This window comes from Pseudomonas fulva (assembly GCF_023517795.1).
GTDB classification, from domain to species: Bacteria; Pseudomonadota; Gammaproteobacteria; order Pseudomonadales; family Pseudomonadaceae; genus Aquipseudomonas; species Aquipseudomonas fulva_D.
Genome location: NZ_CP082928.1, coordinates 1198294 through 1218785, shown reverse-complemented (window position 1 = coordinate 1218785; position 20492 = coordinate 1198294). Strand labels below are relative to the sequence as shown.

The following is a 20492-nucleotide window of genomic DNA, read 5'->3' as shown; positions in this document are numbered from 1 at the left end:
ATAGAGAGGAAATCGAGCCTTCGACCTGCCCACCTGAAAGGCGGTTCCTTTGCCGGTCGTGCCCTGTCAGGCGGCGACAGCGGCCGATCATAGCAACGCGCCGGGCGATTGAAAGGGCGTTCAAACGCCCGGTTACAAGCCGTTGACGACCATCTGCCAGGCGCCGCTGTGCGCGGGGCGGCATGACCGCTATAATCAGCAACTTTTTCCAACTGCCGACCTGAGTTGCCATGACCGAGTCCGTGCTTGATTACATGACCCGCCTGGGCCGCGCGGCCCGCCAGGCTTCGCGCGTGCTCGCGCGGGCCAGCACCGCGCAGAAGAACCAGGCCCTGCAGGCCGCCGCCGCGGCGCTGGATGCCGCCCGCGCCGAGCTGACTGCCGCCAACGAACGGGACCTGGCTGCCGCCCGCGCCAATGGCCTGGAGCCGGCCATGGTCGACCGCCTGGCGCTGACGCCGAAGGTCATCGACAGCATGATCGAAGGCCTGCGTCAGGTTGCCACGCTGCCGGACCCGATCGGCGAGATCCAGGGCATGCGCTACCTGCCGTCCGGCATCCAGGTCGGCAAGATGCGCGTGCCGCTGGGGGTGATCGGCATCATCTACGAGTCGCGCCCCAACGTGACCATCGACGCCGCCAGCCTGTGCCTGAAATCCGGCAACGCCACCATCCTGCGTGGCGGCTCCGAAGCCATTCACTCCAACCAGGCCATCGCCCGCTGCATCCAGGCAGGCCTGGCCGAGGCCGGCCTGCCCGCCAGTGCCGTGCAGGTGGTGGAAACCACCGACCGCGCTGCCGTCGGTGCGCTGATCAGCATGCCCGAGTTCGTCGACGTCATCGTGCCGCGCGGCGGCAAGGGCCTGATCGAGCGCATCAGCCGGGATGCCAAGGTGCCGGTGATCAAGCACCTGGATGGCGTGTGCCACGTTTACGTGGACATCGCCGCCGATCTCGACAAGGCCATCCGCGTCTGCGACAACGCGAAGACCCAGCGCTACTCGCCGTGCAACGCCATGGAGACCCTGCTGGTGCATGGCGATATCGCCGCCCGGGTGCTGCCGCCGCTGGCCGCCATCTACCGCGACAAGGGCGTCGAACTGCGTGGCGATGCGCAGACCCGTGCGTTGCTGGGCAGCGAGGTGCTCGAAGCCAGAGAAGACGATTGGTACGCCGAGTACAACGCGCCGATCCTGGCGATCCGCGTGGTCGACTCGCTGGAGACGGCCATCGAGCACATCAACACCTACGGTTCGCAGCACACCGACGCGATCATCACCGAGAACTTCAGCGATGCGCGGCGCTTCCTCACCGAAGTGGATTCCGCTTCGGTGATGGTCAATGCCTCGACCCGTTTTGCCGACGGCTTCGAGTACGGCCTGGGCGCGGAGATCGGCATTTCCACCGACAAGCTGCACGCCCGCGGCCCGGTCGGCCTCGAGGGGCTGACCAGCGAGAAGTACGTGGTATTCGGCGATGGGCACGTGCGCACCTGATGGCGGATCCCAGGCGCATCGGGCTGCTCGGCGGAACCTTCGACCCGGTGCATATCGGCCATCTGCGCGGTGCGCTGGAGGTGGCCGAGTTCATGGCGCTGGACGAGTTGCGACTGATCCCCAGCGCGCGGCCGCCACACCGTGAAACCCCGCAGGTCGGGGCGCAGGATCGCCTGGCGATGGTCGAGCAGGCGGTGGCGGGGCTCTCGCCGCTGCGGGTGGACGACCGCGAGCTCAGGCGCGACAAGCCGTCGTACAGCATCGACACCCTGGAGTCGCTGCGTGGTGAGCTGGCCGCGGATGACCAGCTGTTTCTGATTCTGGGCTGGGATGCCTTTTGCGGCTTGCCGGCCTGGCACCGTTGGACCGAGTTGCTGCAGCACTGCCACATCCTGGTATTGCAGCGCCCGGATGCCGACAGCGAGGCGAGCGAGCCGCTGCGTGACCTGGTGGCCGCACGCAACGTGGCAGACCCGCTGGCGCTGAAGGGCCCGGCAGGACAGATTTCTTTCATCTGGCAGACGCCCCTGGCGGTGTCTGCCACCCAGATCCGTTCGCTGCTGGCGAGCGGGCGCTCGGTGCGCTTCTTGGTGCCCGATGCGGTTCTGGCTTATATCAACGCCCATGGACTGTACCGTGGGTGAATCGAACGCGAGGCAAACGAGCACGTTATGACAGACAAAACCATGCACAGTGAAGACCTGGTCAAAGTGGCCATCGCAGCACTGGAAGAAATCAAGGCCCAGGACATCACCACCATCGACGTGCGTGAGAAGACCAGCATCACCGACTACATGGTGATCGCCAGCGGTACCTCCAGCCGTCACGTCAAGTCGCTGGTCGACAACGTGCTGGAAAAGACCAAGGAGCAGGGCGTGCGCCCGATCGGCAGCGAAGGCCTGGACAGCGGCGAGTGGGCTCTGCTCGACCTGGGCGACATCGTGGTTCACGTGATGCTGCCGACCACCCGCCAGTTCTACGACCTCGAGCGTCTGTGGCAGGGCGCCGAGCAGAGCCGTGCCCAGCAGGGCGGCGAGCGCGAGTAAGGGTTTTCCGTGCGCATCAAACTGATCGCGGTCGGCTCGCGCATGCCGCGCTGGGTCGAGGACGGCTGGCAGGAATATGCCAAGCGCATGCCTTCGGAACTGTCCCTGGAACTGGTGGAGATTCCCCTGACCACGCGCGGCAAGAATGCCGACGTGGCGCGGATGATCCGTCAGGAAGGCGAGGCCATGCTGGCCAAGGTGCAGCCCGGGGAACGCATCGTCACCCTGGAAGTCGAAGGGCGACCCTGGAGCACCGAGCAACTGGCGGTCGAACTGGACAAGTGGCGGCTGGACGCGCGCACGGTCAACCTGATGGTCGGCGGCCCCGAAGGGCTGGCGCCGGACGTGATGGCGCGTAGCGAGCAGCGCTGGTCGCTGTCGCCACTGACCTTGCCCCACCCGCTGGTACGGATACTGGTCGGCGAACAGATCTATCGTGCCTGGACGGTGTTGTCCGGGCACCCTTATCACAAGTAGTCAGCGGTCCCGATGCCCCAGCCGATCCGTCTAAAAGATCACGAGAAGGACGCGCGCCTGATTCGCAAGCGCGCGCTGGTCGGTGGCTCGGTATTCCTGGTGCTGACCCTGGTGCTGATCGCCCGCATGTACTACCTGCAGGTGATCCAGTACGAGTACCACTCCACCCTGGCGGAAAACAACCGCATCCACGTGCAGCCGATCCCGCCCAACCGCGGGCTGATCTACGACCGCAACGGGGTGATCATCGCCGACAACCGGCCCAGCTTCAGCCTGACCCTGACCCGCGAGCGCGCCGGCGACTGGAAGCAGGTGCTGGACGTGATCGTCGAGGTGCTGGAGCTCACGCCCGACGATCGCGAGCTGTTCGAGCGCCGGGTGAAGCAGGGGCGGCGGCCGTTCGAACCGGTACCGGTGCTGTTCGAGCTCAGCGAGGAACAGATCGCCCGGCTGGCGGTGAACCAGTTCCGCCTGCCCGGCGTCGAGGTGGTGGCGCAACTGGTGCGGCACTACCCGCAGCGCGAGCACTTCGCCCACTCGGTCGGCTACGTGGGGCGCATCAACGAGCGCGAGCTCAAGGAGCTCGACCCGGTGGAGTACAGCGGTACCCACCATATCGGCAAGACCGGTATCGAGCGCTTCTACGAGGATGAGCTGCACGGCAAGGTCGGCTACGAAGAGGTCGAGACCAATGCCCGCGGCCGCGTACTGCGCGTGCTCAACCGCACCGACCCGTTGCCCGGCCGGGACGTGGTGCTGACCCTCGACGTGCACCTGCAGGAAGTCGCCGAGAATGCCCTGGGCGGTCGCCGCGGCGCGGTGGTGGCGATCCAGCCGCAGACCGGCGAGGTGCTGGCGATGGTCAGCCAGCCGAGCTTCGACCCCAACCCCTTCGTCACCGGCATCAGCTTCAAGGCCTACGCCGAGCTGCGCGATTCCATCGACCGGCCGCTCTACAACCGCGTGCTGCGCGGCCTGTATCCGCCGGGCTCGACCATCAAGCCGATGGTCGCGGTCGCCGGTCTCGATGCCGGGGTGGTGACGCCAACCTCGCGGGTGTTCGACCCCGGCTTCTATCAGTTGCCCAACAACAGCCACAAATACCGCAACTGGAACCGCAGTGGTGATGGCTGGGTGGACCTGAACACCGCGATCATGCGTTCCAACGATACCTACTTCTACGACCTGGCCCACAAGATGGGCATCGACCGCCTGCACGACTACATGACCCGTTTCGGCATCGGCCAGCGCGTATCCCTGGACATGTTCGAGGAAACCGCCGGCCTGATGCCGTCGCGGGACTGGAAGCGCGCCCGCTATCGCCAGCCCTGGTACCCGGGCGAGACGCTGATCCTCGGCATCGGCCAGGGCTACATGCAGGCCACGCCACTGCAACTGGCCCAGGCCACCGCACTGGTGGCCACCAAGGGCAAGTGGATTCGCCCGCACCTGGCGCGCACCATCGACGGCAGCCTGCCCCATGATCCCAATCCTATGCCGGATATCGTGCTGCGCGACCCCAAGTACTGGGATTATGCCCGCCAGGGCATGGAGTCGGTGATGCACGGCGCCCGCGGTACCGCGCGCAAGGTCGGCGATGCTGCCGCCTATCGGATTGCCGGCAAGAGCGGCACGGCCCAGGTGGTGGCGATCAAGCAGGGCGAGAAGTACGACCGCAGCAAGGTCCAGGAGCGCCACCGTGACCACGCCCTGTTCGTAGGTTTCGCGCCGGCGGACAACCCGCAGATCGTGGTCGCGGTGATGGTCGAGAACGGTGAGTCCGGCTCCGGGGTCGGTGCGCCGGTGGTCAAGCAGGTGATGGATGCCTGGTTGCTCGACGAGAACGGCCAGCTCAAGGCCGAATACGCCAAGCCCGGTGCTGCGGCGCCACTCAATGCAGAGGTGAAGCAACCATGAGCCTGACCGGCAGCTTCGACCGCACGCTGTCCAGCGACGATGTCCTGCGCCGCCGCTCCAGCCTGCTGCAGCGCCTGCATATCGACGGCATTCTGCTGTTGCTGTTGCTGTTGCTCGCGACCGGCAGCCTGTTCGTTCTCTATTCGGCCAGCGGCAAGAACGTCGACCTGCTGATGAAGCAGGCCAGCTCCTTCGGCATTGGCCTGGTGGCGATGGTGGTCATCGCCCAGTTCGAGCCACGCTTCATGGCCCGTTGGGTGCCGCTGGGCTATCTGTGCGGGGTCGGCCTGCTGGTGGTGGTGGACGTCATGGGCCACAACGCCATGGGCGCCACGCGGTGGATCAACATTCCCGGGGTGATCCGTTTCCAGCCTTCGGAATTCATGAAGATCCTGATGCCGGCCACCATGGCCTGGTACCTGTCCAAGCGCACGCTGCCGCCGAGCCTCAAGCACGTGTCGGTGAGCCTGGGGCTGATCGTCACGCCGTTCGTGCTGATCCTGCTGCAGCCGGACCTGGGTACCTCGCTGCTGATTCTCGCTTCCGGTGCTTTCGTGCTGTTCATGGCCGGCCTGCAGTGGCGCTGGATCGCCGGCGCCGTGGCGGCGGTCGCGCCGATCGCCGTGGCGATGTGGTTCTTCGTCATGCACGACTACCAGAAACGCCGGGTGCTGACCTTCATCAATCCGGAGAGCGACCCCCTGGGCGCCGGCTGGAACATCATCCAGTCCAAGGCGGCGATCGGCTCCGGCGGGGTGTTCGGCAAGGGCTGGCTGCTCGGCACCCAGTCGCACCTGGACTTTTTGCCGGAAAGCCACACGGACTTTATCATTGCCGTTCTGGCCGAAGAATTCGGCCTGATTGGTGTCTGTCTGTTGCTGCTCTTGTACATTCTGTTGATTGCACGCGGTCTGGTGATTACCGTGCAAGCGCAGACGCTGTTCGGTAAGCTGCTTGCCGGCGGTCTGACCATGACCTTCTTCGTTTATGTGTTCATCAATATCGGCATGGTCAGTGGGTTGTTGCCGGTAGTGGGAGTGCCGCTGCCGTTCATCAGTTATGGCGGCACGTCATTGATTACGTTGTTGTCGAGTTTCGGAATCCTGATGTCCATCCACACGCACCGCAAGTGGATCGCTCAGGCTTGATTGGGGTTATGAATTCAATGCAGATTCTGCGTGGCTGGGCCGCACGACATGCACATTGGCTGGCGGTCGCCGGCCTGCTCGGGGCGCCTCAGGCGATGGCTGCCAACGAATACGCGAACTCGCCACTGGTCGGCGAGTTCATCACCGAAATGACCCGCGACTACGGCTTTGCCAGCGAGCAGCTGAGCACGCTGTTCGCCGACGTGGAGCGTAAACAGGCCATCCTCGACGCCATCTCGCGGCCGGCCGAACGGGTCAAGCCCTGGAAGGAATACCGTCCGATCTTCATCACCGACGCGCGCATCAACAAGGGCGTGGCGTTCTGGAACGAGCACGCCGAAGCCCTGGCGCGTGCCGAAAAGGAGTACGGCGTACCGGCCGAGATCATCGTCGCCATCATCGGCGTGGAAACCTCCTACGGTGGCAACACCGGCAACTACCGGGTGATCGACGCGCTGTCGACCCTGGCCTTCGATTACCCGCCGCGCGCGCCGTTCTTTCGCAAGGAGCTGCGCGAGTTCCTCATGCTGACCCGCGAAGAACAGGTCGACCCGGCCAGCCTGAAGGGCTCCTACGCCGGCGCCATGGGCCTGCCGCAGTTCATGCCGAGCAGCTTCCGCGCCTATGCCGTGGACTTCGACGGCGACGGTCACATCAATATCTGGAGCAACCCGACCGACGCCATCGGCAGCGTGGCCAGCTACTTCAAGCGCCACAACTGGCAGCCCGGGCAGCCGGTGGCCAGCCTGGCCACAGTCAAGGGCGAGCAGGCCGATCAGGGCCTGAGTTCCGGCCTGGATCCCGAGAAGACCGTAGGCGAGCTGCGTGCCCTGGGCTGGTCGAGCAACGACGTGCTGGCCGACGACCTGCCGGTCACCGCCTTTCGTCTGGAAGGTGCCGAAGGCCCCGAGTACTGGATGGGCCAGCCGAATTTCTTCGTGATCACCCGCTACAACCGCAGCGTGATGTACGCCATGGCGGTCAATCAGTTGTCCGAGTTGCTGGTTCAGGCCCGAGGTGCCAATCAATGACACGCTTGCCGTTCAAGCTGGCCGCCTGCGGCGTCGCTGTTCTGCTGCTGGCCAGTTGTTCTTCCAGCCGCGCGCCGACCAGTTCGGCGCCAAGCCAGGCGGGCAGCTCGATGTCCGGCCCCAGTGATTTCAACCGTCCGCACAAGGACGGCGCGCCCTGGTGGGACGTCGATGTCTCGAAGATCCAGGACGCCATTCCCATGCCGCACTATGGCCCGGTCAAGGCCAGCCCTTACGTGGTCTTCGGCAAGCAGTACTACCCGATCGCCGATGCCCGCCGCTACGTGGCCACCGGCCCGGCGTCCTGGTACGGCACCAAGTTCCATGGCCAGGCCACCGCCAACGGTGAGGCCTATGACCTGTACGGCATGACCGCAGCGCACAAGACCCTGCCGCTGCCCAGCTATGTGCGGGTGACCAACCTGGAGAACGGCAAGAGCGCGATCCTGCGCGTCAACGACCGTGGCCCGTTCTATTCCGACCGCATCATCGATTTGTCCTTCGCCGCCGCCAAGAAGCTTGGCTACGCCGAAAAGGGCACTGCCCAGGTGCGTGTCGAAGGCATCGATCCCACCGAGTGGTGGGCCCAGCAGGGGCGTCCGGTGCCGATGATGATCAAGCAGCCGCAGATGGCCAAGGTGCAGCCCGCGCAGATGGAACAGCTGAAGCTGGCCAACGCGCCGGTGGAGAGCTATTCCCCGCCACCGCAGCAGCACGCTGCCGCCACCGTGCCGGTGCAGATCGACTCAAAAAAAAACGGTTCAGCCGCAGCGTCTGGCCTGTATCTCCAAGTGGGAGCCTTCGCCAATCCCGACGCTGCGGAGCTTCTCAAGTCCAAGTTGAGCGAATCGGTGAGTGCGCCGGTGTTCATCAACTCAGTGGTGCGCAACCAGCAGATACTGCACCGCGTACGGCTGGGACCGATCAACAGCCAGGGCGAGGCTGACCGGGTGCGTGACAGCATTCGTGTCGCTAACCTCGGGCAAGCAACTCTGGTCAAGGCGGACTAAGAACCTGCTCACGATCTGCTTGCGAGATCGTGAGCAGGCTCTGAGGCCGGTTCTGGCGAGCAACTAAATGGCTCGCCGCCTGACTAAGCAGTGGATCGCCGCGGTGCGGCGCCACGTTTACATGTGCCCGCAAGGGCCTGTTCCACCCTCCAGCGATCTAGAGAGACGGATGAAAATCACCAGTTTCGCGCAACGCATCTTCCTGTCACTTATGCTGCTCGGCACCTCCAGTGCCTGGGCCAACCAGGCGCCGCTGCCGGCTCCCCCGCAACTGGCGGCCAAATCCTATGTGCTGATGGATGGCGCCAGTGGCAATGTTCTGGTCGAGAACAATGCGGACCAGCGTCTGCCGCCGGCGAGCCTGACCAAGCTGATGACCGCCTACATCGCCACGCTGGAAATCCGCAACGGCAAGATCGGTGAGCAGGACAAGGTCACCATCAGCGAACACGCCTGGCGTACCGGTGGCGCGGCCTCGGGTGGCTCGACCATGTTCCTGCCGGTCAATAGCCAGGCGACCGTCGATGAGCTGCTGCACGGAGTGATCATCCAGTCCGGCAACGACGCCAGCATCGCCATCGCCGAGCATATCGCCGGCAGTGAAGATGCCTTTGCCGACATGATGAACGCCACCGCCGAGCGCCTGGGCATGAAGAACAGCCACTTCATGAATGCCACCGGCCTGCCGCACCCGGATCACTACTCCAGCGCCCACGACATGGCGATCCTGGCCCGTGCGATCATCAACGAGGATGCCGAGCACTACGCCATCTATTCGCAGAAAGAGTTCCTGTGGAACAACATCAAGCAGCCCAACCGCAACCTGCTGCTGTGGCGCGACCGTACCGTCGACGGCCTGAAGACCGGTCACACCAACGAAGCCGGCTTCTGCCTGGTCGCTTCGGCGGTGCGTGACGGCGCGCGGATGATCACCTCGGTATTCGGCACCGACAGCGAAAGCGCCCGTGCCGCCGAAACCCAGAAGCTGCTGACCTACGGTTTCCGTTTCTTCGAAACCCGCACCTTCTATCAGAAGGGCGCCGAACTGGCGCAGGCGCCGGTCTGGAAAGGCCAGGCTTCCCAAGTCAAGGCCGGTCTGGCTCAGGACCTGACCCTCACGCTGCCCAAGGGCCAGCTGGAGAAGCTGCAGGCGAGCATGACCCTCAACCAGCAGATCACCGCACCGATCGCCCAGGGTGACGTGATCGGCAAGGTGGAAGTGAAGATGGGTGACCAGGTGGTGCACAGCGCCGATCTGGTAGCCCTGGAAGCCGTCGAGGAGGGTGGTTTCTTCCGCCAGCTGTGGGATAGCATTCGGTTGTTCTTCTACGGGTTGTTTAACTGACAGCTCGCCCCCATGTTGCGATGAACGCCCTCGACCTGAGGGCGTTTCATTTTGGATCAGTGATCACCATGACCGATACCGACGTACAAGCTCCGAAAATCGAATTTCCCTGCAAGAACTATCCGATCAAGGTGATCGGCGAGGCCGGCGAGGGTTTCACCGACATGGTGATCGAGGTGATGCAGCGCCACGCGCCCGACTTCGATGCCGGCACTCTGGTGACCCGCGACAGCAGCAAGGGGCGCTTTCTCTCCGTGCAGGTGCTGATCACCGCCACCGGCGTCGAGCAACTGCAGGCCATTCATGTCGACCTGCGTGCCACCGGCCGCGTGCACATGGTGCTGTAGTGGCTGCAGCCGACCTGATCGTGCGCCACCTTGGGCTGGTCGACTATCTGCCGACCCTCGAGGCGATGCGCAGGCTGACCGCCGAGCGCGACGAGGCCACGCTGGATGAGATCTGGCTGCTGCAGCACCCGCAGGTGTTCACCCAGGGCCAGGCGGGCAAGCCCGAGCATCTGCTGGCGCCGGGCGACATTCCGGTGGTGCAGGTCGAGCGCGGTGGCCAGGTGACCTTCCACGGCCCCGGCCAACTGGTCGGCTACCTGATGCTCGATCTGCGCCGCCTGGACCTGGGCGTGCGCGAGCTGGTCACGGTGATGGAGCAGGCGCTGGTCGAGGTATTGGCGGGCTACGGCGTGGAGGCAGCGCCCAAGGCCGATGCGCCGGGCGTCTACGTCAACGGCGACAAGATCGCCTCGCTGGGCCTGCGGGTGCGCCGCGGCTGCTCGTTCCACGGCCTGGCGCTCAACGTCGACATGGACATGACGCCTTTCCAGCGTATCAACCCGTGCGGCTATGCCGGTTTGCAGATGACCCAGTTGAGGGATCTGGTGGCTTTGCCGCCTGCCTTCGACGAGGTCGCCAGGCGTCTGGAGCAGGCGCTACGCCACCGATTGGGCTACGCCTAGGGCTGCAAGCAACGAAAAGGGACGCCGAGGCGTCCCTTTTCGTTTGTCCGGTTGGCCGAAGGCTCAACCAGAGCGTACTCAGTTGACGTTGAGCGCGGGGATCAGGCTGCTGTCGAGCTGCTGGCCCGGCACCGGCACCGGTGCGGCGAGGCCCAGGTTGTTCTTCTCGAACACCTTGTCGGCGCGATAGCTGGAGCGCACCAGCGGGCCGGCCGCCACTTCCATGAAGCCCATCTGCAGGCCGATGTCGCGGAAACGATTGAATTCGTCCGGGCTCACCCAGCGCTTGACCGGCAGGTGGTTGCGGGTCGGCTGCAGGTACTGGCCTAGGGTAAGGATGTCCACGCCCACTGCGCGCATGTCCTGCATGGCTTCGAACACTTCGTCGTCGGTCTCGCCCAGGCCGAGCATCAGGCTGGTCTTGGTGAGCACGTCGGGGCGATGGCGCTTGGCATGGGCCAGCACGTCGAGGGTCTTGCGGTAGCCGGCGCGCGGGTCACGCACTTCGCGGGTCAGGCGGTCGACCGTCTCGACGTTCTGGGCGAACACCTCGAGGCCGGAATCCACCACGCGCTCGATGGCCTCGAGATCGCCGTCGAAGTCCGGGGTCAGCGCTTCGACCACCACCTGCGGGGTGTTGGCCTTGATCGCCTGGACGCAGGCGGCGTAGTGCGCGGCGCCACCGTCGGGCAGGTCATCGCGGTCCACCGAGGTCAACACGATGTAACGCAGGGCCATCAGCTCCACCGACTTTGCGGTGTTCTGCGGCTCATCCTTGTCCAACCAGCCGTTCGGGTTGCCGGTGTCCACTGCGCAGAAGCGGCAGGCACGGGTGCATACCGAGCCCATCAGCATGATCGTCGCGGTGCCGTTGGACCAGCATTCGCCCATGTTCGGGCAATGGGATTCCTGGCAAACGGTGCTCAGGCGGTGCTCACCGACGTTACGCTTGACCGCCTCGAAACGGCTGCCGCCCGGCGCCTTGACCCGCAACCAGCTTGGCTTGGGCTCGTACACCTTGGCTTCGGTCGAGGCACGGCGCTTCTGGCCGTCCTTGATGGCGGTAATACCCTGCGCGGTACGGAACTTCTCACCGCTGGCAACGGGCTTTTGGGGGGCAGTATCGGACATCGAAAATCTCGGCTCCGGTAGGGGCTGCGGTGGCGGAGGGGCAGCTTTTGGCCGCCGCGCAGTGTATCACACCGCACCGCGGCAAGCGCCCGACCGTGCGCCCCTGGCCGGACCGTTGCACCGGCACTCAGGCGGTGGGCAGGCTGGCGATCACCTTGATCTCGAACTGGAAGCCATACAGCCAGGTCACGCCCACGCAGGTGATGTTCGGAAAAGGCGCCTCGCCCCAATACTCGGGCACCACCTCCCAGATGGTCTCGAAGCGCTCTTCGGGGTTGACGATGAACACGGTCACGTCGACCACGTCGTCGAAGCTGCAGTCGGCGGCCGCGAGCACCGCGTTGAGGTTCTCGAAGGCCAGGCGAACCTGGGCCTTGAGTTCCGGCTCGGGGGAGCCGTCCGGCCGGCTGCCGACCTGCCCGGACACGAACAGCAAGCCATTGGCGCGTACCGCCGGCGAGTAGCGGTTGCGTTCATAAAGGGCCTGGCGCCCTGCGGGAAAAACCACGTCGCGAGTTGTCATGTCGTTTCCTCTGGGCCATTGGGCCCGTTCAAGTGACGGGTCTACTCTAGAAACGCTGGTGTGCTGGATAAACCGGCCAGTTCGTTCAACACTGTTTGCAAATCCCAAACAATCAACGGTTGAGCAGATGGACCGATTCGATGCGATGCGCGCCTTCGTCCGGGTGGTGGAGACGGGTAGCTTCACCAAGGCTGCCGATACGCTGCACATGAGCAAGACCAGCGTGACCCAACTGGTGCAGCAGCTCGAGGCGCGCCTGCGGGTGCGCTTGCTGAACCGCACGACGCGTAGGGTGGCGGTGACCGCCGACGGCGCGGCGTATTACGAGCGTGTGGTGCGTTTGCTGGCTGATATGGATGACGCCGAGACCAGCCTGTCCGATGCCAGCAGCCAGCCACGCGGGCGCCTGCGTGTCGACGTGCCCAGCCCGTTCGCGCGGATGATATTGGTGCCGTCGCTGCCGGCCTTTCATGCCCGCTATCCGGACATCCAGCTCGACCTGGGGGCCAGTGACCGCCTCGTCGACCTGCTCGGCGAGAACGTCGATTGCGTGATCCGCGGCGGGGAGATCACCGATCAGTCACTGATGGCCCGCCGGGTCGGCGACCTGCGTTCCGGGGTCTATGCCGCGCCAGATTACCTGCAGCGTTGTGGTACGCCGCTGCACCCGCAGGAGCTGGTCGACAGCCACCACCGCATCGTCGGCTTCAAGCGGGCGCGGGCCGGCAAGCTGTTTGCCTACCGCATGCAGCGCGGCGCCGAACGCCTGGAGGTCGAAGGTCGCTACGTGCTGGCAGTGGACGACGGCAATGCCTACCAGGCTGCCGGGCTGGCCGGGCTGGGCGTGCTCTGGCTGCCCACCTACATGGCCGATGAGCATGTGCAGCGCGGCGAGCTGGTCGCGGTGTTCACGGATTGGCAGTTCGAGCCGATGCCCATGTACATCGCCTATCCGCCCAACCGCCACGTCAGCACCAAGCTGCGGGTATTCATCGAGTGGATCGTCGAGTTGATGGCGGTGCATGCGCCGGTGATCGACCGTAGCGGCCTCTGATGGGGCGGCTTTGCGCTAAACTGCGCACCCGTTCCGCCAGAAGCTGCGCCGCATGTCCCGACCCAAACGCCACGCCCCGCGCCCCTTCCGTGTGGCCAAGGCCCCGCCTGCCGAGCCACGGCTGATCGTGCTGAACAAGCCGTTCGACGTGCTGACCCAGTTCAACGACGACCAGGGCCGCGCCACGCTCAAGGATTTCGTCGCGGTGCCCGGCGTGTATCCGGCCGGGCGGCTCGACCGTGACAGCGAGGGCTTGCTGCTGCTGACTAATGATGGCGGTCTGCAGGCGAAGATCGCCGATCCCAGGCACAAGCTGGCCAAGACCTACTGGGTGCAGGTGGAAGGCGAGCCCAGCGCCGAGCAGCTGCAGCACCTGCGCGACGGCGTGCAGCTCAACGATGGGCCGACGCTGCCCGCCGAGGCGCGGCACTTGGACGAGCCCGGGCTGTGGCCACGCAACCCGCCGGTGCGCTTTCGCAAGAGCGTGCCCACCAGCTGGCTGGAGTTGGTGATTCGCGAGGGCCGTAACCGCCAGGTGCGGCGCATGACGGCTGCAGTCGGCTTGCCGACCCTGCGCCTGGTGCGCGTGCGCATCGGTCCCTGGTCCCTGGATGGTTTACTGCCGGGGGAGTGGCGCGACCTGTCGCCGCGCCTCGATTGAATCGGGCGGCTTAGCCGTCGTAACCCGCCTTGATCACGCTGATGCCCTTGATCAGCACCTCGCGCCAGCCTTGCAGGGTGGCCGCATCGGCTTGCCGGTCGTGTTCCACGATGGTCTTGAGCAGCGCTTCCAGCCACAGATCGTAGAGCTCGGGGCGGATGTCCATGGCGGTGCGCGCGTGGGTGCAGCCCAGGGCACGCAGCTTGGTGTCCGGCATGCCGCGGGCGTGCATCACCAGGTTGAGAATGCCCTGGCGCAGCAGCAGCTTCTGCGCGGCCATGTCGGTGTTGACGAACTTCTCGCGCACGGCCGGTGAACTGGTGAGGAAATGCCGGTAGAAGTCATCGAAAAAGGCCGGGCTGGCACAGCAGCGTCCGTAACTCTGCATGACGCGGTCAGTGGCGTTCATGTGTTTCTCCATGGGCAGCAGAAGAGGCAATGCGGCGGGCGCCGCGATTCTTTTTTGTGGGCTTCAGGCGCTTTCCAGGCCGGCGATGACCAGGCTCTTGATAAGAAAGCCGAGCACCCCGAGGCCCAGGGCGAAGAACAGGATGAAGGTGCCGAATCGGCCGGCGCGGGAATTTTTCGCCCGATAAAGGCCATGAACAGCACCAGGCCGCCGACCAGCAGGGTCATCGGCGCTTCGAAAAACTCGGGTTCCATCCTGGTCTCGGCGGCGATCCATAAGGTGCCGCCTGGGTGCAGGCGGCAAGGCACAACAAAGGTGTGGATATTACAGCGTTGCTGGCCAGTAGGCGTAGCTGCCCGATGGTCTTAGAGCCTGTTCACGATCTTTATGCGCCTGAAGCAGCAACTGCAAGGCAGGAGCAGCCGTTCGCCGATCCCACAGGTACTGCGCCGATGGCCGCTCCCGCCACTCAGCTGCCAAAACCGACGAACCTGGGCTGAAAGATCATGAGCCGGTTCCTAGCCGCGCAGGTGCTGCAGGGGCAGCTGGGTGCTGGAGAGGATCTGTTGCAGCACGAAGCTCGAGCGCACGCTGGACACGCCATCGATACGGGTCAGGGTACCGAGCAGCAGCTTCTGGTAATGATCCATGTCCGGCACCACCACCTTGAGCTGGTAGTCGGCGTCCATCCCGGTGACCAGGCAGCATTCCAGCACTTCCGGGCATTTGCGGATCTCCGCCTGGAAATGTTCGAAGCGCTCCGGCGTGTGCCGGTCCATGCCGATCAGCACGTAGGCGGTCAGGGTCAGCCCCAGCTGGCGGCGATCGAGCAGCGCGACCTGGCCGGTGATGTAGCCGTCGTCCTCCAGCTGCTTGACGCGACGCGAACAGGGCGAGGGCGACAGGCCGATACGCTCGGCCAGTTCCTGGTTGGACAGCGTCGCGTCGCGCTGCAGTTCGGCGAGGATGTTGAGGTCGTAGCGATCAAGTTTGTTCATGAATGGGCGGTTTCGTTATCGGATTGCTATTGATCAATGGATATCGATGGATTATTGCGCAATTGACTGTCTGATTAGCAATTTTAGCAATCTTTTGTCGCGGCCGTGGGCGTAATCTTTACCTCAGTTTCACGGCCCGGACGATACGTCCACCCGGCTCGCCCAATCAGGAGAGCTGGCGCCGCCGACCCTACCGGGTCGTCACGGCACCCGGGTCCGCACTGCCCAACCAGGCGGGCGAGGAAAGCGGCGACAGAATCGCCAGCACAGGACATCTACGAGAGGGGAGGCCGAGAGGTCTCCCCTTTCTTCTTTGCGCGGAAAAAACGCGCGGCGGTCTCGATAAGGCGGCCGATAGCTCAGTGCCCGCCGCAGCATTCTTGCCAATGCTTGTTCTTCGACGTCTGGCCGATGCCCGGGTTGAAGCTGTTGGTCGGGTCCAGCTTGCGGTAGAAACCCGCCAGCGCCGGTTTGGCGACATACAGATGGCCCACGTTGTGCTCGGCCGGGTACTCGGCGCGGCGCTCGTCGAGCAGCTTCCACATGGCGTGCTCCATGGCGATTGGATCGACGCCCTTCTTGAGGATGTAGTCCTGGTGGAACACGTGGCAGAAGAAGTGCCCGTAGTAGAGCTTGTGGATGATCTGCTCTTCCATTTGCGCCGGCAGCGTTTCCACCCAGTCGCGGTCGTTGCGGCGCAGGGCGATATCCAGTGCGAGGATGTCCTCGACGCTGGCGGGGTGCGCCTCGCGGTAGCGAATCGCCGCGCCGGCAATGGCGAAACGGTGCAGGAAGGCCTTGCGGCCCTCGTCGGCGTCGCACTCGAAAAAGGCCCCGGTGCTGGCGGTGCCGAAATACTCGGCCAGAAAACGCCGGGTTTCTTCCAGGCTGTCGTTGGCCACGCGGATCATCAGGTGATGCTCGAAACGCTCGCGGTAATCGCGCATGCGCGCCGGCAGGTGACTGGGCAATAGATTCATGGCCAGCTGAATGAGACGGTCGCTGACGCCGCGCAGGCCGAAGCGCTCGAAGAAGCCGTCGACCCGGCTTTTCAGGGCGAAGGCGGCCGGCACCCTGGCGGTGCCGAAGCGGTCGATCAGCAGAAAGGTGTCCTTGCCGTACTGCTCGCCGATGTCGAAGGCGGTGCGATGGATGTATTCACCGGCAATCGGCAGGCTCGGCAACCGGTTGAGCAGGTGGCGGCGTACCTCGGTCAGGTCGTCCGCGGCATTGGTGCCGACATAGAAGACCGTGCTCGGCTCCTTGGGGAAGGTGTCCAGGCGCACCGCGAACAGGCACAGCTTGCCCGCCGAACCGGAAGCTTCGAACAGCCGTGACGGGTCGGCATTGAAACGTGCCGGGGTGTCGGCGTCGACGTCGCGTACGTGCACGCCGTAGCGCTGGTCCGAGGCCCTGCCGGCCGCCTCGTTGCTGACCTGCTGCGGACTGTAATCGCCGCGCTGCAGGCGGGTGAGGATTTCTTCCGGGCTGTTGCCCAGGTCGATACCCAGGTGGTTGACCAGCTCCAGAGAGCCGTCTTCCTTAACCTGTGCATAGAGCGCCAGTTCGGTGTAGGCCGGCCCACGGCGTACCAGCGAGCCGCCGGAGTTGTTGCATACGCCGCCGAGCACCGAGGCGCCGATGCACGACGAGCCGATCACCGAATGGGGCTCGCGGCCCAGGGGCGCCAGGGCCTGCTCCAGGCGATCGAGGGTGGCGCCGGGCAGACACACCACCTGTTCGCCCTCGTTGATCAGCTGTACGCCGGTGATGCGCAGGGTGTTGATCAGCACGATCTCGCGGTCGTAGTCGTTGCCGTCCGGTGTCGAGCCGCCGGTCAGGCCGGTGTTGGCCGCCTGCATGATGACGATGCGGTCGGCGGCCACGGCGGCTTCCAGCACGCGCCACTGCTCCAGCAGGGTGCCCGGGCGTACCACGGCCAGCACCTTGCCTTCGCCGGTGCGGTGGCCCTTGCGAAAGCGCCGCGTGCGTTGCCCGTCGGTGAGCACATGGTCATCGCCGACGGCGTCGCGCAATTGTTTGAGCAGGGTGTCGCGGCTGATCATTTCAGAGCTCCCGAACCAGTGAGTCGGCGCTGATCTCGGCAATCGACTTGGCGCCGGTCAGCACCATGGCCACGCGCATTTCCTTGTCGATCAGGCTCAGCAGGTTGCTGACCCCGGCACCGCCCGCGGCGGCCAGTGCATAGACGAAGGCGCGGCCGAGCATCACCGTATCGGCGCCCAGGGCGATCATGCGCACCACGTCGAGGCCGCTGCGGATGCCGGAGTCGGCGAGGATCTTCAGGTCGCCTTTCACCGCATCGGCAATGGCCGGCAGGGCGCGGGCGCTGGACAGCACGCCGTCGAGCTGCCGGCCGCCGTGGTTGGAGACCACGATGCCGTCGGCGCCGAAGGTGACCGCATCGCGTGCGTCATCGGGGTCGAGGATGCCCTTTATGACCATCGGCCCGTCCCAGTATTCGCGGATCCACTCCAGGTCCTGCCAGGATATCGACGGGTCGAAGTTGGCACCGAGCCAGCCGATGTAGTCGGCCAGCCCGGTCGGGTTGCCGCGGTAGGTGGAGATGTTGCCCAGGTCATGGGGCTTGCCCATCAGGCCCACGTCCCAGGCCCAGGCCGGATGGGTGAAGGCCTGCAGCATGCGGCGCATGGCGGCGTTCGGCCCGCTCATGCCGGAGTGGGCGTCGCGGTAGCGGGCGCCGGGGGTCGGCATGTCCACGGTGAATACCAGGGTGGTCACGCCTGCGGCCTTGGCGCGCTCCAGGGCGTTCTTCATGAAGCCGCGGTCTTTCAGCACATAAAGCTGGAACCACATCGGCCGGCTGATGGCGGGCGCCACCTCCTCGATGGGGCACACTGACACGGTCGACAGCGTAAAGGGGATGCCCCTGTCCGCCGCCGCCCTGGCTGCCTGCACTTCACCGCGGCGCGCGTACATGCCGGTGAGCCCGACCGGTGCCAGGGCCACCGGCATCGACAGGGTCTCGCCGAACAGCCGGGTTTCCAGGCTCAGCTCGGCCATGTTCTTCAGCACCCGCTGGCGCAGGGCGATGCCTGCCAGGTCCTCGACGTTGCGCTTGAGGGTGTATTCGGCATAGGCACCGCCATCGATGTAGTGGAACAGAAACGGCGGCAGGCGGCGCTGGGCGGCGGCGCGGTAATCGGTGGAGGCAGAAATGATCATGGGCTCTATTTCCTCTCTGGGCTGACGCTTCACGGCGGCAGCGACAAAGCCCGGACAGTGTCGCGGGCTTTGGGTGTGTAGCACGCCCTGGGTCAGGGCGCTGCGTTTGCATTCATCGACGCTGGACAGCTCGCGTGGCCGCCGGGCCGACGCGCAGCTGGTCGTACCTCAATGCACCAGCATGCCGGTCAGCCAGTAGGCCTGCGCCAAGGTGATCAGGCCCACGAAGGTGGCGAAGATCAGGCTGTGCTTGAGGGTGAAGCGGAACAGGTCGGATTCCTTGCCGACCATGCCGGTCGCGGCGCAGGCCACGGCGATCGATTGCGGCGAGATCATCTTGCCGGTCACGCCGCCGCTGGTGTTGGCCGCCACCAGCAGGGTGTCGTTGACGCCGATCTGGTGTGCCGTGGTGGCTTGCAACGAGCCGAACAGGGCATTGGAGGAGGTGTCCGAGCCGGTCAGGAACACGCCCAGCCAGCCCAGGAATGGCGAGAAGAACGGGAAGGCGGCGCCGGTGCCGGCCAGTACCAGGGCCAGGGTGGTCGACATGCCCGAGTAATTGGTGACGAAGGCGAACGCCAGCACCATGCCGATGGACAGGATGGGCCAGCGCAGCTCGTAGAAGGTTTCCTTCAAAGTGGTCAGACCATTTCTGAAGTCGATCTTCAGCACCAGCATCGACAGGACGGCAGAGAAGAAGATCGCGGTGCCGGTCGCCGAGATCGGGTCGAGCTTGAATACCGCAGCGATCGGCGTCGGGTTGCGACGATGGGGGCGACCTTGACCACCAGCTGATCCAGGTGCGGGATCGGCAGCATGAACACCAGGTGATCCAGGGCGCCGCCCGGGGCGAACAGCGCCTTGAAGGGTTTCAGCGTCCACAGGGTGACCATGGCGGTGAGGATCAGGAAGGGCGACCAGGCCTTGAGGATCTGCGCGAAGCTGTAGGGCGACGGCGTGGTGCTGCGCACGCCACCGAAACCGCCGGTCACGGCCGCGCCACCAGCGGTGCCGGCGATCTGGCTGGCAGCGGCGCGCTTGGGCTGCCATACCTTGAGAAACAGGGTCAGGCATACCAGGCTGACCAGTGCCGAAGTGATGTCCGGCAGTTCCGGGCCGATGTAGTTGGAGGTGTAGTACTGGGTGATGGCGAAGCTCACCCCGGCCACCAGCGCCGCCGGCCAGGTTTCCCGGATGCCTTTCCAGCCATCCATCATCGCCACCAGCCAGAACGGCACGATGACCGACAGGATGGGCAACTGCCGACCGGTCATGGCGCCGATCTTGAAAGCATCGATGCCGGTGACCTGACCGGCGACGATGATCGGGATGCCCAGGGCGCCGAAGGCCACCGGGGCGGTATTGGCGATCAGGCACAGGCCGGCGGCGTACAGCGGGTTGAACCCCAGGCCGACGAGCAGGGCGGCGGTGATCGCCACCGGCGCGCCGAAGCCTGCCGCGCCTTCCAGGAAGGCGCCGAACGAGAAGCCGATCAGCAGCACCTGCAGGCGCTGGTCATCGGTGATCGACAGCACCGAGCTGCGGATGACCTCGAACTGGCCGCTCTTGACGGTCAGTTTGTACAGAAACACTGCCGCCACGATGATCCAGGCGATTGGCCAGAGGCCGTAGGCGAAGCCGTAGCCGGCGGCGGCCAGGGCCATGTCCACCGGCATGCCGAAGGCGGCGATGGCGATGATGATCGACAGCGCCAGGGTGATGCTGCCCGCCACATGGCCCTTGAGGCGGAATACGGCGAGGGCGAGGAAGAAGAAGACGATGGGGATCACGGCCGCCAGCGCGGACAGGCCAAGGCTGCCGAGCGGGGTGTAGAACTGTTGCCATGTTTGCATGGGAAGGCTCGCTGATTGTTGTTGGTATCGCCTGATCGCGAGCTGCTGGTGATTCACCGAATGCAGAGCAGTTTTGCGAACGGGTTGTTATTATTGGTAAGACCAATTTACAAGTGGCGAGCGCCAGAATAATTTCTTTTGCTCGGGTGCGTCAATTTGCACCGTTGCGACTTTGGTCGCAGTGCCTGCTGAAGGGGGCTGCGCTTGTGGCGCCAG

19 protein-coding genes and 2 pseudogenes are annotated in these 20492 nt (G+C 64.9%); 13 read left to right on the top strand and 8 right to left on the bottom strand.

The annotated features are described in order from the left end of the window. Positions 1-230 precede the first annotated feature (230 nt). The 11 genes from K8U54_RS05530 (at position 231) to lipB (ending at position 10440) form a co-directional block, all read left to right on the top strand. Positions 231-1496: a glutamate-5-semialdehyde dehydrogenase gene (locus K8U54_RS05530; protein ID WP_249909213.1), complete on the top strand. Its 1266-nt coding sequence runs from the start codon at positions 231-233 to the stop codon at positions 1494-1496. Beyond that, positions 1496-2140 (top strand): nicotinate-nucleotide adenylyltransferase, encoded by a 645-nt coding sequence (gene nadD, locus K8U54_RS05525; RefSeq protein ID WP_249909212.1) that lies wholly within the window; start codon positions 1496-1498, stop codon positions 2138-2140. The genes K8U54_RS05530 and nadD overlap by 1 nt, the downstream gene beginning before the upstream one ends. A gap of 42 nt (positions 2141-2182) precedes the next feature. Continuing rightward, entirely contained in the window at positions 2183-2542 is a 360-nt protein-coding gene (rsfS, locus tag K8U54_RS05520; RefSeq protein WP_027903646.1) for a ribosome silencing factor, read from the top strand. 9 nt (positions 2543-2551) lie between these two features. Next, entirely contained in the window at positions 2552-3019 is a 468-nt protein-coding gene (gene rlmH / locus K8U54_RS05515; protein WP_249909211.1) for a 23S rRNA (pseudouridine(1915)-N(3))-methyltransferase RlmH, read from the top strand. Positions 3020-3031: 12 nt separating this feature from the next. Continuing rightward, a complete protein-coding gene (gene mrdA, locus K8U54_RS05510) occupies positions 3032-4936 on the top strand; it encodes a penicillin-binding protein 2 (protein ID WP_249909210.1) in 1905 nt (634 codons plus the stop codon). Positions 4937-4980: 44 nt separating this feature from the next. Further along, entirely contained in the window at positions 4981-6084 is a 1104-nt protein-coding gene (gene rodA, locus K8U54_RS05505) for a rod shape-determining protein RodA (protein ID WP_177344899.1), read from the top strand. 17 nt (positions 6085-6101) lie between these two features. After that, the gene (gene mltB, locus K8U54_RS05500) at positions 6102-7115 is read left to right on the top strand and encodes a lytic murein transglycosylase B (RefSeq protein WP_249909209.1); all 1014 of its coding nucleotides are present in this window, start codon (positions 6102-6104) and stop codon (positions 7113-7115) included. Beyond that, a complete protein-coding gene (locus K8U54_RS05495) occupies positions 7112-8125 on the top strand; it encodes a septal ring lytic transglycosylase RlpA family protein (RefSeq protein WP_249909208.1) in 1014 nt (337 codons plus the stop codon). The genes mltB and K8U54_RS05495 overlap by 4 nt, the downstream gene beginning before the upstream one ends. A 169-nt stretch (positions 8126-8294) precedes the next feature. Next, positions 8295-9470 carry a D-alanyl-D-alanine carboxypeptidase family protein gene (locus tag K8U54_RS05490; RefSeq protein WP_074881347.1) on the top strand — a complete coding sequence of 392 codons (1176 nt, stop codon included), beginning with the start codon at positions 8295-8297 and terminating at the stop codon, positions 9468-9470. 68 nt (positions 9471-9538) lie between these two features. Further along, a complete protein-coding gene (locus tag K8U54_RS05485; RefSeq protein ID WP_074881346.1) occupies positions 9539-9817 on the top strand; it encodes a DUF493 domain-containing protein in 279 nt (92 codons plus the stop codon). Positions 9818-9882: 65 nt separating this feature from the next. Next, entirely contained in the window at positions 9883-10440 is a 558-nt protein-coding gene (gene lipB / locus K8U54_RS05480; RefSeq protein WP_249910403.1) for a lipoyl(octanoyl) transferase LipB, read from the top strand. Positions 10441-10518: 78 nt separating this feature from the next. On the opposite strand, the gene lipA is transcribed toward lipB, so the two are convergent. Together lipA and K8U54_RS05470 are read right to left on the bottom strand one after the other, a co-directional pair. Further along, positions 10519-11571, bottom strand: a complete 1053-nt coding sequence (lipA, locus tag K8U54_RS05475) for a lipoyl synthase (RefSeq protein ID WP_249909207.1) — start codon at positions 11569-11571, stop codon at positions 10519-10521. Between the two features lie 127 nt (positions 11572-11698). Next, positions 11699-12094 (bottom strand): RidA family protein, encoded by a 396-nt coding sequence (locus K8U54_RS05470; protein WP_249909206.1) that lies wholly within the window; start codon positions 12092-12094, stop codon positions 11699-11701. A 127-nt stretch (positions 12095-12221) separates the two neighbouring features. Between K8U54_RS05470 and K8U54_RS05465 the strand changes: the two genes are divergently transcribed. After that, a complete protein-coding gene (locus K8U54_RS05465) occupies positions 12222-13148 on the top strand; it encodes a LysR family transcriptional regulator (RefSeq protein WP_249909205.1) in 927 nt (308 codons plus the stop codon). A 91-nt stretch (positions 13149-13239) separates the two neighbouring features. Further along, entirely contained in the window at positions 13240-13809 is a 570-nt protein-coding gene (locus tag K8U54_RS05460; RefSeq protein ID WP_249910402.1) for a pseudouridine synthase, read from the top strand. A gap of 10 nt (positions 13810-13819) precedes the next feature. On the opposite strand, the gene K8U54_RS05455 is transcribed toward K8U54_RS05460, so the two are convergent. The 6 genes and pseudogenes from K8U54_RS05455 to K8U54_RS05430 form a co-directional block, all read right to left on the bottom strand. Further along, on the bottom strand, positions 13820-14218 hold the full coding sequence (locus K8U54_RS05455) for a globin (RefSeq protein ID WP_249909204.1): 399 nt from the start codon (positions 14216-14218) through the stop codon (positions 13820-13822). A 63-nt stretch (positions 14219-14281) separates the two neighbouring features. Then, positions 14282-14472: pseudogene (locus K8U54_RS05450) on the bottom strand (DUF2788 domain-containing protein). Between the two features lie 264 nt (positions 14473-14736). Further along, complete coding sequence (locus K8U54_RS05445; protein ID WP_070884276.1) at positions 14737-15216, bottom strand: Lrp/AsnC family transcriptional regulator; 480 nt, start codon at positions 15214-15216, stop codon at positions 14737-14739. A gap of 359 nt (positions 15217-15575) precedes the next feature. After that, positions 15576-17282, bottom strand: a complete 1707-nt coding sequence (dld, locus tag K8U54_RS05440; RefSeq protein WP_249909203.1) for a D-lactate dehydrogenase — start codon at positions 17280-17282, stop codon at positions 15576-15578. A gap of 1 nt (position 17283) precedes the next feature. Further along, positions 17284-18423: an FMN-dependent L-lactate dehydrogenase LldD gene (lldD, locus tag K8U54_RS05435; RefSeq protein WP_249909202.1), complete on the bottom strand. Its 1140-nt coding sequence runs from the start codon at positions 18421-18423 to the stop codon at positions 17284-17286. Positions 18424-18591: 168 nt separating this feature from the next. After that, positions 18592-20276 (bottom strand): annotated as a pseudogene (locus tag K8U54_RS05430) (lactate permease LctP family transporter). Between the last annotated feature and the right edge of the window lie 216 nt (positions 20277-20492).